Origin of the sequence: Rhizobium sp. NZLR10 (genome assembly GCF_019685125.1) — a bacterium.
GTDB lineage: Bacteria > Pseudomonadota > Alphaproteobacteria > Rhizobiales > Rhizobiaceae > Rhizobium.
In genome coordinates this window covers 1-14,838 of the sequence record NZ_JABDWE010000003.1, presented here as the reverse complement: position 1 = coordinate 14,838, position 14,838 = coordinate 1, and the positions used below count along the sequence as shown (strand labels likewise).

Genomic DNA, 14,838 nt, shown 5'->3' with positions numbered 1-14,838 from the left:
GACCCCTCCCGTGCCGGACATTCGTGACGTCGAGATCATCGCGCCCAATTTCAAGCGCCGGCTCTCCGGCGTCACCTCGACCATCGTCCAGCTCATCCCCTGCCAGATCCGGCTCGGCATCAGGATCGCAACTCTCGGTCCCGGCCTGCCGGAGGGCCTGCCGAAACTGAGATGGTCACAGCTCCTCGGCCTCTGGCGCCAGCCGGCGCGCCGGCGCCAGCGCGTCTGGCACGCCCGCCGCAACAACGAGATGGCCGTCGGCATAATGCTTCGCCATCTCCTGCGCATGCAGCTGAAGCTGCTTTTCACCTCGGCCGCCCAACGCCGCCATACCGCCTATACGAAATGGCTGATCCGCCGCATGGACGCTGTTATCGCGACCAGCGACCGTTCCGGCTCGTTCCTCGAGGTGCCGCACACGGTCATCCAGCACGGCGTCGACCTTGCCCTGTTCCATCCGCCGGAAACGACAGACGACGGCATCGCCGCTGCCGGTCTGCCCGGCCGCCATCTCGTCGGCTGCTTCGGCCGCGTGCGCCATCAGAAGGGCACCGATCTTTTCGTGCAGGCGATGATCGAACTTTTGCCGCAGCATCCCGAGTGGACGGCGGTCGTCTCCGGCCGGGTAACGGCGGAGCACATGGCATTCGCAGACAGGCTCAAGGCCGATGTCGCCGCCGCCGGGCTTAGCGACCGTATCCTCTTCCTCGGCGAAGTGCCTGATATCAAGGTCTGGTATCGCCGCCTGACGCTTTACGTCGCCCCCTCCAGAAACGAGGGCTTCGGCCTGACGCCACTCGAAGCCATGGCCTCGCGCACTGCCGTCGTGGCATCGGACGCGGGCGCCTATTCCGAACTCGTCGTCACGGGCGAGACAGGGGCGGTGATCGCCGCCGGCGATGGCAAGGCGCTGAGTCGGGCCATCGCCCCCTATATCGCAGATCCCGGTCTGGCGATCGCGCATGGCGAGAATGCACTGCGTCATGTCAGGGCGCACTTCGCGCTGGAGAAGGAAGCGAGTGCGATCGGCGCCGTTTACGACCGGCTTCTTGGCGACAATAACCGCTGATGCAGAAAGAGAAACGGCCCGTCGAATAACGGGCCGCTCCGTAGATGCGATGAAGTGACTGGTTATTCGGCGGGCTGGAGACCTGCGGCCGAAATATCCTCACCGGTCTGGCCGCCCAACGCTCTGGCAAGCTGCGCGGTATCCAACTCGTTTTCCCAACGCGCCACGACGATCGTCGCCACGGCATTGCCGACGAGGTTGGTCAGCGCCCGGCATTCCGACATGAAGCGGTCGATGCCGAGGATGAGCGCCATGCCGGCGACCGGCACGGAGGGCACGACGGAAAGTGTGGCGGCAAGCGTGATGAAGCCGGCGCCGGTGATACCAGCCGCACCCTTCGAGCTCAGCATCGCGACCAGCAACAGCAGGATCTGGTCACCCCAGGAGAGATTGATGCCGGTTGCCTGGGCAATGAACAGGGCCGCCAGCGTCATATAGATGTTGGTGCCATCGAGATTGAAGGAATAGCCGGTCGGGATCACGAGACCGACGACCGAGCGCTTACAGCCGGCCTTTTCCATCTTGTTCATCAGCCCCGGAAGTGCGGCCTCCGAAGACGAGGTGCCGAGAACCAGCAGCAGCTCTTCCTTGATATAGCGCAGCAGCGCCAAGATCGAGAAGCCGTTATAGCGGGCGACGGCGCCGAGAACGACGAGGACGAAGAGCAGCGAGGTGAGGTAGAAGGTGCCGATCAGCATGGCGAGGTTGGCGATCGATCCGATGCCATACTTGCCGATGGTGAAGGCCATGGCGCCGAAAGCGCCGATCGGGGCGGCCTTCATGAGGATGGCGACGAGCTTGAAGACCGGAGCCGTCAGGGCATTGAGGAAATTGACGACCTGCTCGCCCTTTTCGCCGACCATAGCCAGCGCGATGCCGAACAGCACCGAGAAGAACAGCACCTGCAGAATGTCGCCATCGGCAAAAGCGCCGACGATCGTCGTCGGAATGATGTTGGTCAGAAAGCCGACGATGCTCTGCTCGTGCGCCTTCGAGGCAAAGGTGGCGACGGCGGCGGGATCCAGCGAAGCCGGATCGATGTTCATGCCGGCGCCGGGCTGGACGACATTGGCGACGATCATGCCGATGACCAGCGCCAACGTCGAGAAGGTTAGGAAGTACAACATCGCCTTGCCGGCAACGCGGCCGACCTTCTTAAGGTCGCTCATGCCGGCAATGCCGGTCGCTACCGTCAGGAAGATGACCGGCGCGATGATCATCTTGACGAGCTTGATGAAGGCATCACCAAGCGGTTTCAGCTGGGCGCCGAGTTCGGGGTAGAAATGGCCGAGAACGATACCGGCGGCGATGGCCGCAAGAACCTGAACGTAAAGATGGGTGTAAAAGGGCTTCTTTTTGCCCTTGCTGTCTGCGACTGCATCGAATGGTGCTGCGATCATGATATCCTCCTATGGCTCGTCCGGAACGAACTCCGGCCTCCCGAGCCTTCGCTTCAATCCAACAGCTCAGCCGTTGTTGCCATTTTCTTCGCAATCACCGTGCCAGTTTCGAGTGTTTTTATAACCTTTTGATTTTTTTAAATAAAAATTTCAGGAGGCCCGGCGCACTCATGGACAAATGCGGAAATCCGCACAAATCCATTTGCATCCAGTGCAGAAAAATGCACAAATCCGCCATGTCCTTGTCTGTCTCGCAAAGGCTGTGGCCTGCCCTGCCTCTGCACCACCGCATCCGCCGGATGTGGTGGGCCTATGCGGTGATCGCACTGCTTGCCGTCGTCGCAAGTCTCTGGGCCGGCGGCGAGATCGGCCGGCACCGGGCGGAGGCTGCCCTTGAGGAACAGGCCCGCATGGATGCGAGGCTGAATGCGGCTTTGCTGCGCACCGTTCTTGAGAAATACCGGGCCCTGCCCTTCGTGCTGTCGCAGGACGCTGCACTCGCCGCGGCACTGGCGGGAAACGATGCCGGCACGTTCGAGCGGCTCAGTCAGAAGCTGGAAAAGCTGGCGGCGGGCACGAAGGCTGCCGTCATCTATGTCATCGACAAGGACGGCATGGCTGTTTCGGCCAGCAACTGGCGCGAACCGACGAGTTTCGTCGGCAATGATTACCGCTTCCGGGAGTATTTTCGAGGCGCGGCCGAAAGAGGACAGGCCGAGCACTTCGCGCTCGGCACGGTCAGCAAAAAACCGGGTCTCTATATCTCCCAGCGGATTTCGAGCAGCAATGGCCTGCTGGGTGTCGTTGTGGTCAAGGTCGAATTCGACGACGTCGAGGCGGATTGGAATGCCTCGAACACCCCGTCCTACGTCGTTGACGAGCGCGGCATTGTTCTGATCACCAGTATTCCATCATGGCGGTTCATGACGATCGGTCGGATCGCCGAAGACCGGTTGACCGCGATCCGCGAAAGCCTTCAATTCGGCGCTGCACCGCTTCAGCCCCTGCCGCTGGATTTCGTCCGGAACCTCGGCGACGGCCTTGATGTCGCTGAGATCGTCATGCCCGGCGATGCCGGAAAAACCAGGTTTCTCGATGTCGGGATGCCGGTTCCTGCAACCGGCTGGCAGCTGCAGCATCTCGTGGCGCTTGGGCCATCCATCGATGCGGGAATTCGCGAAGCCCGTATGCTGGCCTTGCTCATACTCTTGCCGCTGCTGGCGGGAGCAGCGTTTCTGCTGCGCCGGCGCCATGCGATCACCTTGCGGATTTTCGGAGAACAGCAGGCGCGAGAGGAGTTGGAACGGCGCGTCGCCGAGCGGACCCTGGATCTCAGCCAGGCGCGCGATCGGCTGCAGGCTGAAATCATCGGCCATAAGAGCACCGAACAGCGGCTGCAGGCCGTGCAGCAGGATCTGGTGCAGGCCAACCGGCTGGCAATTCTCGGTCAGGTGGCCGCCGGCGTCGCTCATGAGATCAACCAGCCGGTGGCGACCATCCGTGCCTATGCGGACAACGCCCGCACCTTCCTCGCTCGCGGGCAGGCCGCACCTGCCGGTGAAAATCTCGAAAGCATCGCGGCTTTGACGGAGCGCATAGGTTCGATCACCGAGGAGCTGAAGAGTTTTGCCCGAAAGGGTCGCGGCAGCGCCGAGCCCACAGGATTGAAGGATGTGATCGAGGGCGCGGTGATGCTGTTGCGCAGCCGGTTTGCCGGTCGCATGGATACGCTCGACATCGACCTGCCGCCGGCCGAACTGCGGGTCATGGGAAACCGCATCCGTCTCGAGCAGGTGCTCATCAATCTGCTTCAGAACGCCCTGGAGGCGGTGGCGCCGAAGGCCGGAGAGGGTCGTGTCGAGGTCAGGACATCAGCCGATGCAGACATGGTAACGGTGACGGTCGCCGACAACGGCCCCGGTATTCCGCCGGATATCCGCAAGGGCCTGTTCACGCCGTTCAATACCTCGAAGGAAAGCGGTCTCGGCCTGGGGCTGGTCATCTCCAAGGATATTGTCGGCGATTACGGCGGCCGGATGGAGGTCGCCAGCGACAGCAGTGGAACCCGGTTCATCGTTCATCTGAGGAAGGCTTGAGGTCATGGCCACAATGATACCCGTTGCCCTGATCGACGACGACAAGGATCTGCGCCGCGCCACCGCCCAGACGCTCGAACTCGCCGGATTCTCCGTTTTCGCCTATGAGGGAGCGAAGGCCGCGCTGGCCGACCTGTCAGCCGACTTTGCCGGCTCCATCGTCACCGATATCCGCATGCCGGACATCGACGGGCTGCAACTCTTCGCCACGCTGCAGACCATGGATGTTGACCTGCCGGTGATCCTGATGACAGGACACGGCGATATTCCGATGGCGGTTCAGGCAATCCAAGACGGTGCTTATGACTTCATCGCCAAGCCCTTCGCAGCCGATCGGCTCGTCCAAAGCGTTCGTCGCGCCAGCGAGAAGCGGCGGCTTATCCTGGAAAACCGCATGCTGCGCAAAGCTGCCGAGGATGCGCAGGAGAATTCGCCGCTGATCGGCCAGACGCCTGTCATGGAAAATTTGAGAAGAATTCTTCGCCACATCGCCGATACCGATGTCGACGTGCTTGTTGCCGGCGAGACGGGCAGCGGCAAGGAAGTGGTTGCTCAGATCCTGCATCAGTGGAGCCACCGCCGGAAGGGCAATTTCGTGGCGCTGAACTGCGGCGCCCTGCCCGAAACCGTCATCGAAAGCGAGTTGTTCGGCCACGAGGCCGGCGCCTTTACCGGCGCCCAAAAGCGCCGCACCGGCCGCATCGAACATGCAGGCGGCGGCACGCTTTTCCTCGACGAGATCGAGAGCATGCCTGTTGCCACGCAGGTCAAGATGTTGAGGGTGCTGGAGATGCGCGAGATCACGCCGCTCGGCACCAATGAGGTACGCCCGGTCGATCTGCGCGTCGTCGCGGCTGCCAAGATCGACCTCGGGGATCCCGCTGTGCGGGGGGAATTTCGCGAGGATCTCTATTACAGGCTGAATGTCGTGACGATCTCCATTCCGCCGCTGCGAGAACGCCGCGACGACATTCCGCTGCTGTTTTCCCACTTCGCCGCCCGCGCCGCAGAACGCTTTCGCCGTGATGTCCCGCCACTTTCAGAGGGAGTGCGGCGACATCTCGCCTCGCATTCGTGGCCGGGCAATGTCCGCGAACTTTCGCATTATGCCGAACGCGTCGTGCTTGGCGTCGAAGGTGGAGCGCCGGCGGCCACTCCGCAGCCGACGGACGCCACGCTTCCCGAACGGCTGGAACGGTACGAGGCGGAGATCATCCGCGACGCGCTGTCGGCCAATGATGGCGACGTGCGTCGCACCATCGAGGCACTCGGCATTCCGAGAAAGACGTTCTACGACAAGCTTCAGCGCCACGGTATCAACCGGGGTGGCTATGCCGCTCGCAAATAAGCGGGAATAAAGTCCGACGTCGCGTCAGACTTCCACCAGCCCGAGCTTCTTCACCTGCCGGATCGTCAGCATGGTGCGCACGGTGTCGACGTGTTCGTTCGCGGTCAGAACCTCGATGACGAAATCTTGGAAGCGGGTGAGGTTCTCGGCCACGCAATGCAGCAGGAAATCGCTGTCGCCCGAGACCATCCAGGCCTGGCGCACCAGCGGCCATTCGGTAGTGGCGGCGGCGAAGGCCTTGAGATTGCCTTCCGACTGGTGCTTGAGGCCGACCATGCAAAAAGCGACGAGGTCGAAGCCGAGCCGCGGGCTGTTCAGCATCGCGTGGTAACCCTCGATGATGCCCGCTTCCTCGAGCTTGCGCACCCGGCGCAGGCATGGCGGCGCCGAGATGCCGACGCGATCGGCAAGCTCCACATTGGTCATGCGGCCGTCGGCCTGCAGCTCCCGGAGGATCTTTATGTCGATGACGTCGAGTTCGGCGCGACCCACATCATTGCCTTTCTTTAATTCTCCGCGGGGAGCTTCTATATAAAGCGGCGGAATACGCAAGAATGTTTCACGCCGATGACGGATTCTTGCACATCCGGGCGATTTGCCTTGTTGGTAACGCAAGGCTGCCCTTGAATAAAAGCATTGGACGTTCATAAATGGCCCATGGACCGCGAAACGGCCGCAATCGCCACTTAGCCGCCGCCATCCTGCCAGTCGAAAGGAAATGACATGCCCGCCCGCCACACCAAGGTGCTCATCATCGGTTCCGGACCCGCAGGCTATACCGCCGCGGTCTATGCCGCGCGCGCCATGCTGAAACCGGTTCTGATCGCCGGTCTCGAACAGGGCGGCCAGCTGATGATCACCACCGATGTGGAGAATTATCCGGGCTTTGCCGATCCGATCCAGGGTCCCTGGCTGATGGAACAGATGCTGCAGCAGGCAAAACATGTCGGCGCCGAGATCGTCAACGACGTCGTGACCGAAGTCGACATGAACCAGCGTCCCTTCGTCGCCCGCACCGACAGCGGCCAGGTCTGGACCGCTGATACGCTGATCATCGCCACCGGCGCCAAGGCCAAGTGGCTCGGCATCGAGAGCGAGCAGCATTTCCAGGGCTTCGGCGTTTCGGCTTGCGCCACCTGCGACGGTTTCTTCTATCGCAACAAGGATGTGATCGTGGTCGGCGGCGGCAACAGCGCGGTCGAGGAGGCGCTTTATCTCTCCAACATCGCCAAGTCGGTGACATTGGTTCACCGCCGCGACTTTTTCCGGGCCGAGAAGATCCTACAGGAACGCCTGTTCTCCAAGGATAATATCAAGGTGCTGTGGAACACCGAAGTGGCCGAAATCACCGGCACGCCGGCCAAGCCGCCGATGCCGCAATCTGTCTCCGGCGCGCGCCTGCGTGACGTCAGGACCGGCGCGATCACCGAGATGGTGGTCGACGGCGTCTTCGTTGCCATCGGCCATGCGCCGGCAACCGAGCTCTTCAAGGACAAACTGAAGCTGAAGGACAATGGTTATCTCTGGACCGCGCCTGATTCGACCGCGACCAGCCTGGAGGGGGTCTATGCCGCCGGCGACGTGACCGACGATACGTTCCGCCAGGCGATCACTGCCGCCGGCCTGGGGTGCATGGCAGCGCTTGAAGCCGAGCGATACCTGACGGGCCACATGCCCGTCGCCGTGGCCGCGGAGTAAGATCGGCATGAGGGGTGGGGGAATGCCATTGGATTGGGACAAGCTGCGTATTTTTCACGCAGCTGCCGAGGCGGGTTCGTTCACGCACGCGGCGGACAAACTGCATCTGTCCCAATCCGCCATCAGCCGCCAGGTCAGCGCGCTGGAGCAGGATGTCGGCACCAAGCTGTTTCATCGCCATGCGCGCGGCCTGATCCTGACGGAACAGGGTGAGCTGCTGTACCGCACTGCCCATGACGTGCTGCTGAAGCTTGAAACGGTGAAGATGCAGCTCACCGAGACCAATGAGACGCCGTCCGGCAAGCTGCGCGTCACCACGACGGTCGGCCTCGGGCAAGGCTGGCTGACGGACAAGATCCAGGAATTCCTGCAGCTCTATCCCGACGTACAGATCCAGCTGATCCTCGACAATGAGGAAGTAGACGTGAACATGCGCCATGCCGACTGCGCAATCCGCCTGCGCCAGCCGCAGCAATCCGACCTCATCCAGCGCAAACTGTTCACCGTGCACATGCACGTCTATGCGGCCCCCTCCTACATCAATCGCCATGGCGAGCCGCAGAAGATCGAGGATCTCGACAATCACCGCATCATCACTTTCGGTGAGCCGGCACCGAGTTACCTGCTCGACGTCAACTGGCTAGAGGTCGCCGGCCGTTCGTCAGACAACAAGCGAATCCCGCATCTGCAGATCAACAGCCAGACCTCGATCAAGCGCGCCGCCCTCCTCGGCATCGGTGTCGCCTGCCTGCCGGATTACATCGTCGGCCGCGACCCAGGCCTGATTCAGTTGGCGATCAATGCCGACGTTCCCTCCTTCGACACCTATTTCTGCTATCCCGACGAGATCAAGAACGCCGCCAAGCTGAAAGCTTTTCGCGATTTCATCGTCAGCAAGGCCAGAAACTGGAACTTTTGAGCCAGATTTATAGAATGATTTCCATACTATGCGGAATGCGCATAACTGGCATGCACAAATAAGGGTTGCCGTTTGCACATTAAACCACCATATCGCTTATAGCTGATGCACATGGTGGCTTTTCCTCCCAGTTCCACCGCATTAGCTGTTCCCCTCTGGAGGTTTTTGACCTTCACACTTATAAAGGGCCCTGGTTTTCCAGTGGCCCTCTTTTTTTGCCTTGCCTCCTCGGGAAATGCCGCACCGCAAAAAATTTGTGCGGCGCATAGCAGATATGCACAAAAAAGCATTGAAACCTGCCCAAGGAAGCACCATATCCCTCTCAGCTGATGCATCTTGTGGTTTCTCTCCCAGTACCACCGCATTAGCTGTTCCCCTCTGGAGGTTTTTAACCTTCACAATTATAAGGGCCCTGGTTTTCCGGTGGCCCTCTTTTTTTGCCCAAAATTTACCCAATCCATAAAACTCGCCGCCTCACGCCTCCGTGATTTGCATATCGACGTCCAACGATCGATATATCGATAGAACACGATTTATAGTTCGGTGAATAACGATGGAAAAAGACGAGATCATCAAGGCACTCGCCCATCCGACCCGGATGGAAATTCTGAACTGGCTGAAAAATCCAGAGCAACATTTCCCCTCGCAGGAGCATCCTTTCGAAATGGGCGTCTGCGCCAGCCAGTTCGAGCGCTGCGGCCTGTCGCAGTCGACGGTCTCGGCCCATTTGGGAACGCTGCACCGCGCCGGCCTCGTAAGCACAAAACGTGTGGGACAGTGGATTTTCTACAAACGCAACGAAGAAACGATCGCCGCCTTCCTGAAGCAACTGACGCAGGACCTTTAGAATGCCCCTCGCCCTCCTCGTTCTCGCCTTGAGCTCGTTTGCGATATGCACCACCGAATTCGTCATCATGGGTCTGTTGCCCGAGGTCGCCGCCGATCTCTCGGTCAGTATCCCGCAGGCCGGATGGCTGGTGACCGGTTATGCGCTGGCGGTGGCCATCGGCGCCCCGGTAATGGCTGTTTCGACTGCGAAGCTGAAGCGCCGCACCGCCCTGATCGCGCTGATGGCCTTCTTCGTCGCTGGCAACCTGCTCTGCGCGCTGGCGAGCGACTACTGGGTGCTGATGATCGCCCGCGTCGTGACCGCGCTTTGCCACGGCGCCTTCTTCGGCATCGGTTCGGTCGTTGCCGCCGGGCTCGTCGCCGAAGACCGCAAGGCCCGCGCAGTCGCACTGATGTTTACCGGCCTGACGCTTGCCAACGTTCTCGGCGTACCGCTCGGCACCGCAATCGGCCAAGCCTATGGCTGGCGCGCCACCTTTGGGGTCGTCACCGTCATCGGCGTCGTCACCATTCTCGGCCTGATCGCCATCCTGCCCAGGGATACGCAGCAGGAAAACGGCAGTATCCTGCGCGAAATCGCGGCGCTCAGGAATGGCCGCCTGTGGCTGGCGCTCTCCACCACCGTCTTCTTCGCTGCCTCGATGTTCGCCCTCTTCACCTATCTCGCCCCGTTGCTGCGCGACGTCACCGATGTTTCGCCGGAAGGCGTCACCTGGACGCTGTTCCTGATCGGCCTCGGACTGACCATCGGCAATCTCGTCGGCGGCAAACTTGCCGACTGGCGTCTTGGCGCGACGCTTGCCGGCGTCTTCGCCGCGATCGCCCTCACCTCGATCGTCTTCAGTTATACGAGCCGCTTCTTAATCCCGGCTGAAATCACGCTCTTCCTCTGGGCACTAGCAAGCTTCGCCGCCGTGCCGGCGCTCCAGGTCGGCGTCGTCAGCTTCGGCAAGGACGCCCCGAACCTGGTTTCAACCATTAATATCGGCGCCTTCAACACCGGCAATGCACTCGGCGCCTGGGTTGGCGGCCTCGTCATCGATGCCGGCTTCGATCTCACCCGCGTGCCGCTCGCCGCAGCCTTAATGGCCCTGATCGGCCTCGGCGCGACGGCGCTCACCTATCTCTCCGCCCGGGGCCGAGCCGCCCTCGCCCCCGCCGAGTGATCCTCCCGCAAAAGAAAGGACCATCATGGCCAAGCTTTTCGAACCCACCAAGGTCGGCGATATCGCAGTCAAGAACCGGATCGTCATGGCGCCGCTCACCCGCAACCGCTCGCCGGGCGCCATCCCGAACGACCTCAACGTCGAATATTACCGCCAGCGCGCTACGGCTGGCCTGATCATCACCGAAGCGACAGCGATCACCCATCAGGGCCAGGGTTATGCCAACGTGCCCGGTCTCTATAGCAAAGAGGCTCTCGACGGCTGGAAGCGCGTAACCAACGCGGTCCATACAGCAGGCGGCAAGATCGTCGTCCAGATGTGGCATGTCGGCCGCATCTCGCACACGACGCTGCAGCCGAACGGCGGCAAGCCGGTCTCTTCGACCGACCGCGTCGCCAAGGCCAAGACCTATCTGGTCAACGGCGACGGCAGCGGCAGCTTTGCCGACACCTCCGAGCCGCGCGCGCTCGAAACTACCGAAATCCCCGGTATCGTCGAAGATTACCGCAAGGCCGCCCGCGCGGCGATTGACGCCGGTTTCGACGGCGTCGAGATCCATGGCGCCAACGGCTACCTGCTCGACCAGTTCATCCGCGACGGCGTCAACGAGCGCACCGACCAATATGGCGGCTCGATGGAAAACCGCACCCGTCTGACCTTCGAGGTCGTCGATGCCGTTGTGAGCGAAATCGGCGCAGGCCGCACCGCGATCCGCATCTCACCGGTGACGCCATCGGGTGAAAGCTACGATTCCGATCCGCAGGCGACCTTCACCCATGTCGTCGAAGGTCTGGCAAAATACGATCTCGCCTATATCCATGTGATCGAAGGCCAGACCGGTGGTGATCGCGACTACCGCCAGGGCGACAATCCGTCCTTCGACTATAAGGCGTTGCGCCAGGCTTATGAAACGGCAGGCGGCAAGGCCGACTGGATGGTCAATAACGGTTATGACCGGGAACTGGCGGTCGACGCCATCGAAAGTGGCCGCGTGGATCTCGTCGCCTTCGGCAAGCCCTTCATCGCCAATCCCGATCTGGTAGAACGGCTGGCGAAGAACTTGCCGCTCAACACGCCAGACCAGTCGACCTTCTATGGCGGCACCGCCAAGGGTTATGTCGATTACCCCGCCCTCGAAAAGGTCGCCTGAGCCTTTCCACGCCAACGCGAATCCCGCCGAAAGGCGGGATTCCATTTCCGAGGTGTCTCTGTAGGGTGCCATCATGTTCGCTCCCCATCTTGATCGCTGGTCGCTAATTGCCGACGGCGAGCCCATCATCACCCATTCAAGCCGCCTGCTGCCGGTCCTTTGGCAGGACAGGCCCGCCATGCTGAAAGTGGCGGCCGATATTGACGAACGATACGGCGCGCTGTTGATGCAATGGTGGGCGGGTGATGGCGCAGCCCATGTCTATGCCCAGGAAGGCGACGCCGTGCTTTTGGAAAGGGCGATGGGAAAACGCTCGCTGCTTGCCATGGCGATGAACGGCGAGGACGACGAGGCGAGCCGCATCCTCTGCCGAACGGCGGCACGGCTGCATGCGCCGCGCGAAAAACCGCTTCCTGATCCCGTGCCCCTCGCCCACTGGTTCCGCGATCTGGAACCGGCAGCCAAAAAACATGGCGGCACGCTTGCCAATTGCTCAGCGATTGCCGACGCCCTGCTTGCCGACCAGCGCGACCTCACCGTCCTGCATGGCGATATTCATCACGACAACATTCTCGACTTCGAGGCGCGTGGTTGGCTGGCGATTGATCCGAAACGGCTCCATGGCGAGCGCGGCTTCGATTTCGCCAATATCTTCGCCAATGAGGAACTGCCTGTTATCACCGATCCCGCCCGTTTCCGCCGCCAACTCACCGTCGTTTCGGCCGAGGCCCGGCTGGAGTCAAAACGGCTGCTGCGATGGATTGCGGCCTATTCCGGCCTTTCCGCCGCTTGGTTCCTCGGGGACGCAAACACGCGGCAGGCGGAGACGGCTCTGACAGTCGCCCGGCTCGCCCTCGCTGAATTAGAGGCCTAACCCGCATTCTCATGCGAAGGCGCGATCAAGCCGGTCATCATGTCATGATGCGATTCAGGCAGGCAGCCGAGCGCCACGAGCGAAGCCCTGACCGCCTCGTCGATCGGCGTCTGCGGCTCTTTGCCGAGTTCGGCAACCAGCTTGCCGTTCCTCATCCGCAACGGCACCTTCCAGAGATAGCGCATCTCCCTGATCTCCCGCATCACAGCAACAAACGGCGCCGCCAGCGGCACGATCCACCAGGGGAAGCCGCCGATTTTCGCCTTGCCGCCGGCGACACGTTTGATGGCTTCGGCCATCTGCATGCCATCCGCATCCCAGAAGCCTTCCATATGATAGACGGCAAAGGGCGGCAGCCGATCGGCCCGCTCGGCAAGCCGAGCGATTGTTTCCGCCATGTCGGGCAGATAGGCCCACTGATGGCCGACGCCGTGCCGTCCCGGATTCTTGATCGTGCCGACCGGCTTGCCCGGCGTCACCAGGCCGGATGAGAACCAGCTGTTTCCAGTCGCACCCGGACCGAAGAAATCCCCGGCCCTGACGATGATGACGCCCGCGCCGGATTGCGACGCCGCCTTCAGCCGCTTCTCCATTTCGACACGGACTAGCCCCTTCTTCGTCACCGGATGCTGCGGGCTATCTTCCGTCGGCGCCGGCAGGGCATCGGGGCCGAAATTGTAGACGTTGCCCGGCAGCACGATGCGCGCGCCGACGGCGCGAGCAGCGGCAATGCTATTGTCGAGCATCGGCAGCACCAGCGTTTCCCAGTCGCGGTAACCGGGCGGATTGACGGCGTGGACGATCAGGTCGACGCCTTCAGCCGCCCTCAACACGTCGCCGGCATTCATCGCATCGCCCTGCATCCATTCGAAAGCCGGCTCGCGCCTCGACGCCTTGGCGGCATCACGGTTGAGCGCCCGGATGCGCCAGCCGCGGGCAAGCAGCTTGCGGGCAACCGCTCCGCCGATGCCGCCGGTGGCGCCGAGAATGAGCGCCGTCGTGTTCATTTTGCTGTTCATGACAATCATCTCCATCGATCCGATAAAAGGACTATGCCACCGGGAGGAGATAAACAAAATTGACGAAATAAATGCAGCTGCTATACAAAAATACATGATCGCTGAACCGAGCTGGGATTTCTACCGCAGTTTCCTGACCGTGCTCCAGCAAGGGTCGCTTTCGGCCGCCGCCCGCGAACTGGGGCTGACGCAGCCGACCATAGGTCGTCATGTCGACGCACTGGAAATGGCAATCGGCGCCGAACTCTTCACTCGATCCCCGAACGGGCTATTGCCGACCGACGCCGCACTGGCGCTGAGACCCTATGCCGAGACGCTGGCGGCAACCACTGCCGCCCTTTTGCGCACCGCATCCGGCGAGCGCGATCGCGTGGCTGGAACCGTCAGGATCAGCGCCAGCGAGGTCATCGCCATCGAAGTGCTGCCTGGGCTTCTTGGACGGCTGCAGGAGACATATCCCGAACTCCAGATCGAGCTGTCGGCTTCCGATACGATAGAGGACCTGGTGAACCGCGAGGCCGATATCGCCGTGCGCATGGCCGAGCCGCAGCAGGGTGCGCTCGTCGTGCGTCGCATTGGCGATATCCCGCTCGGCTTCCATGCCCATCGCCGCTATCTCGAACGATACGGCATTCCGCAAACCTTGGCTGACCTCGCAAACCACCGGCTCATCGGCTTCGACCGGCAGACGGCCTATGTCCGTATGGTGATGAAGCGCTACGCGGTTCCCGGCATCAACTTCTCCTACAGGACCGACAGCAATCTCGCCCAGCTTGCCGCGGTCCGCGCCGGCGTCGGCATCGGCCTCTGCCAAGTCGGGCTTGCACGTGAAAACCCCGATCTGGTGCACGTGCTACCCGATGCTTTCGGCCTACCGCTCGGCACGTGGGTGGCGATGCATGAGAGCCTGAAGACCTCGCCGCGCTGCCGCGCCACCTTCGACGCACTGGTCAAGGGGCTTCAGGACTATCACCGATATTCGACCAGCACATAACCTCCAAATCCGGAATCGATTTTCGCAAAGAATCATGCGCAAATTCAACGTGATTGAGCATCTAAAGCATGTCGCGCAAAAGTGTTCAGCGGTTTTGCGCTAACGACATGCGTAAAAACAAAGACCTAACAGGCTGCTGAAAAACCCACTGGCTTTTGGGCTGGACACATGATTCCATCTTGCAAGTGATTTCGAGGGAATTTGGATGCGCGGCGGGGATGATCGGACGGGGTCGCTGTTTTCGTATGTCGACCTT

At 61.4% G+C, this 14,838-nt stretch carries 13 protein-coding genes; 10 read left to right on the top strand and 3 right to left on the bottom strand.

What is annotated here, in order from left to right:
- The first annotated feature begins 10 nt into the window (after nt 1-10).
- Nucleotides 11-1,069 (top strand): glycosyltransferase family 4 protein, encoded by a 1,059-nt coding sequence (locus HJB82_RS05715; protein ID WP_221139689.1) that lies wholly within the window; start codon nt 11-13, stop codon nt 1,067-1,069.
- A 62-nt stretch (nt 1,070-1,131) separates the two neighbouring features.
- On the opposite strand, the gene HJB82_RS05710 is transcribed toward HJB82_RS05715, so the two are convergent.
- Complete coding sequence (locus HJB82_RS05710; protein WP_207581240.1) at nt 1,132-2,469, bottom strand: dicarboxylate/amino acid:cation symporter; 1,338 nt, start codon at nt 2,467-2,469, stop codon at nt 1,132-1,134.
- A gap of 221 nt (nt 2,470-2,690) precedes the next feature.
- On the opposite strand from HJB82_RS05710, the gene HJB82_RS05705 reads away from it, so the two are divergent.
- A complete protein-coding gene (locus HJB82_RS05705; protein ID WP_207581241.1) occupies nt 2,691-4,565 on the top strand; it encodes an ATP-binding protein in 1,875 nt (624 codons plus the stop codon).
- A 4-nt stretch (nt 4,566-4,569) separates the two neighbouring features.
- Nucleotides 4,570-5,913 carry a sigma-54 dependent transcriptional regulator gene (locus HJB82_RS05700; RefSeq protein WP_221139688.1) on the top strand — a complete coding sequence of 448 codons (1,344 nt, stop codon included), beginning with the start codon at nt 4,570-4,572 and terminating at the stop codon, nt 5,911-5,913.
- Between the two features lie 24 nt (nt 5,914-5,937).
- On the opposite strand, the gene HJB82_RS05695 is transcribed toward HJB82_RS05700, so the two are convergent.
- The gene (locus HJB82_RS05695; protein WP_164013485.1) at nt 5,938-6,405 is read right to left on the bottom strand and encodes an Lrp/AsnC family transcriptional regulator; all 468 of its coding nucleotides are present in this window, start codon (nt 6,403-6,405) and stop codon (nt 5,938-5,940) included.
- Between the two features lie 231 nt (nt 6,406-6,636).
- Between HJB82_RS05695 and trxB the strand changes: the two genes are divergently transcribed.
- From trxB to HJB82_RS05665, 6 genes are all read left to right on the top strand, one after another.
- Nucleotides 6,637-7,611, top strand: coding sequence for a thioredoxin-disulfide reductase (trxB, locus tag HJB82_RS05690; protein ID WP_207581243.1), 975 nt, complete (start codon nt 6,637-6,639; stop codon nt 7,609-7,611).
- Nucleotides 7,612-7,633: 22 nt separating this feature from the next.
- The gene (locus HJB82_RS05685; protein ID WP_003593139.1) at nt 7,634-8,530 is read left to right on the top strand and encodes a LysR family transcriptional regulator VtlR; all 897 of its coding nucleotides are present in this window, start codon (nt 7,634-7,636) and stop codon (nt 8,528-8,530) included.
- A 553-nt stretch (nt 8,531-9,083) separates the two neighbouring features.
- On the top strand, nt 9,084-9,377 hold the full coding sequence (locus HJB82_RS05680; RefSeq protein WP_207581244.1) for a helix-turn-helix transcriptional regulator: 294 nt from the start codon (nt 9,084-9,086) through the stop codon (nt 9,375-9,377).
- Between the two features lies 1 nt (nt 9,378).
- On the top strand, nt 9,379-10,545 hold the full coding sequence (locus tag HJB82_RS05675; RefSeq protein WP_221139687.1) for an MFS transporter: 1,167 nt from the start codon (nt 9,379-9,381) through the stop codon (nt 10,543-10,545).
- A gap of 25 nt (nt 10,546-10,570) precedes the next feature.
- A complete protein-coding gene (locus HJB82_RS05670) occupies nt 10,571-11,695 on the top strand; it encodes an alkene reductase (protein ID WP_221139686.1) in 1,125 nt (374 codons plus the stop codon).
- Between the two features lie 73 nt (nt 11,696-11,768).
- Entirely contained in the window at nt 11,769-12,569 is an 801-nt protein-coding gene (locus HJB82_RS05665) for an aminoglycoside phosphotransferase family protein (RefSeq protein ID WP_221139685.1), read from the top strand.
- Here the strand turns inward: HJB82_RS05665 and HJB82_RS05660 are convergent.
- A complete protein-coding gene (locus tag HJB82_RS05660) occupies nt 12,566-13,588 on the bottom strand; it encodes an NAD(P)H-binding protein (protein ID WP_221139684.1) in 1,023 nt (340 codons plus the stop codon). The genes HJB82_RS05665 and HJB82_RS05660 overlap by 4 nt on opposite strands.
- Before the next feature lie 94 nt (nt 13,589-13,682).
- Here HJB82_RS05660 and HJB82_RS05655 point away from each other — a divergent pair, with 94 nt between their 5' ends.
- Nucleotides 13,683-14,582, top strand: coding sequence for a LysR family transcriptional regulator (locus tag HJB82_RS05655; RefSeq protein WP_221139683.1), 900 nt, complete (start codon nt 13,683-13,685; stop codon nt 14,580-14,582).
- The last annotated feature ends 256 nt before the right edge of the window (nt 14,583-14,838 follow it).

What these genes read in the sequence shown, in the direction of transcription:
- HJB82_RS05710 (WP_207581240.1), bottom strand. Translation starts at nt 2,469, where the DNA reads ATGATCGCAGCACCATTCGATGCAGTCGCAGACAGCAAGGGCAAAAAG.
- HJB82_RS05705 (WP_207581241.1), top strand. Translation starts at nt 2,691, where the DNA reads ATGCACAAATCCGCCATGTCCTTGTCTGTCTCGCAAAGGCTGTGGCCT.
- HJB82_RS05700 (WP_221139688.1), top strand. Translation starts at nt 4,570, where the DNA reads ATGGCCACAATGATACCCGTTGCCCTGATCGACGACGACAAGGATCTG.
- trxB (WP_207581243.1), top strand. Translation starts at nt 6,637, where the DNA reads ATGCCCGCCCGCCACACCAAGGTGCTCATCATCGGTTCCGGACCCGCA.
- HJB82_RS05685 (WP_003593139.1), top strand. Translation starts at nt 7,634, where the DNA reads ATGCCATTGGATTGGGACAAGCTGCGTATTTTTCACGCAGCTGCCGAG.
- HJB82_RS05680 (WP_207581244.1), top strand. Translation starts at nt 9,084, where the DNA reads ATGGAAAAAGACGAGATCATCAAGGCACTCGCCCATCCGACCCGGATG.
- HJB82_RS05675 (WP_221139687.1), top strand. Translation starts at nt 9,379, where the DNA reads ATGCCCCTCGCCCTCCTCGTTCTCGCCTTGAGCTCGTTTGCGATATGC.
- HJB82_RS05670 (WP_221139686.1), top strand. Translation starts at nt 10,571, where the DNA reads ATGGCCAAGCTTTTCGAACCCACCAAGGTCGGCGATATCGCAGTCAAG.
- HJB82_RS05665 (WP_221139685.1), top strand. Translation starts at nt 11,769, where the DNA reads ATGTTCGCTCCCCATCTTGATCGCTGGTCGCTAATTGCCGACGGCGAG.
- HJB82_RS05660 (WP_221139684.1), bottom strand. Translation starts at nt 13,588, where the DNA reads ATGAACAGCAAAATGAACACGACGGCGCTCATTCTCGGCGCCACCGGC.
- HJB82_RS05655 (WP_221139683.1), top strand. Translation starts at nt 13,683, where the DNA reads ATGATCGCTGAACCGAGCTGGGATTTCTACCGCAGTTTCCTGACCGTG.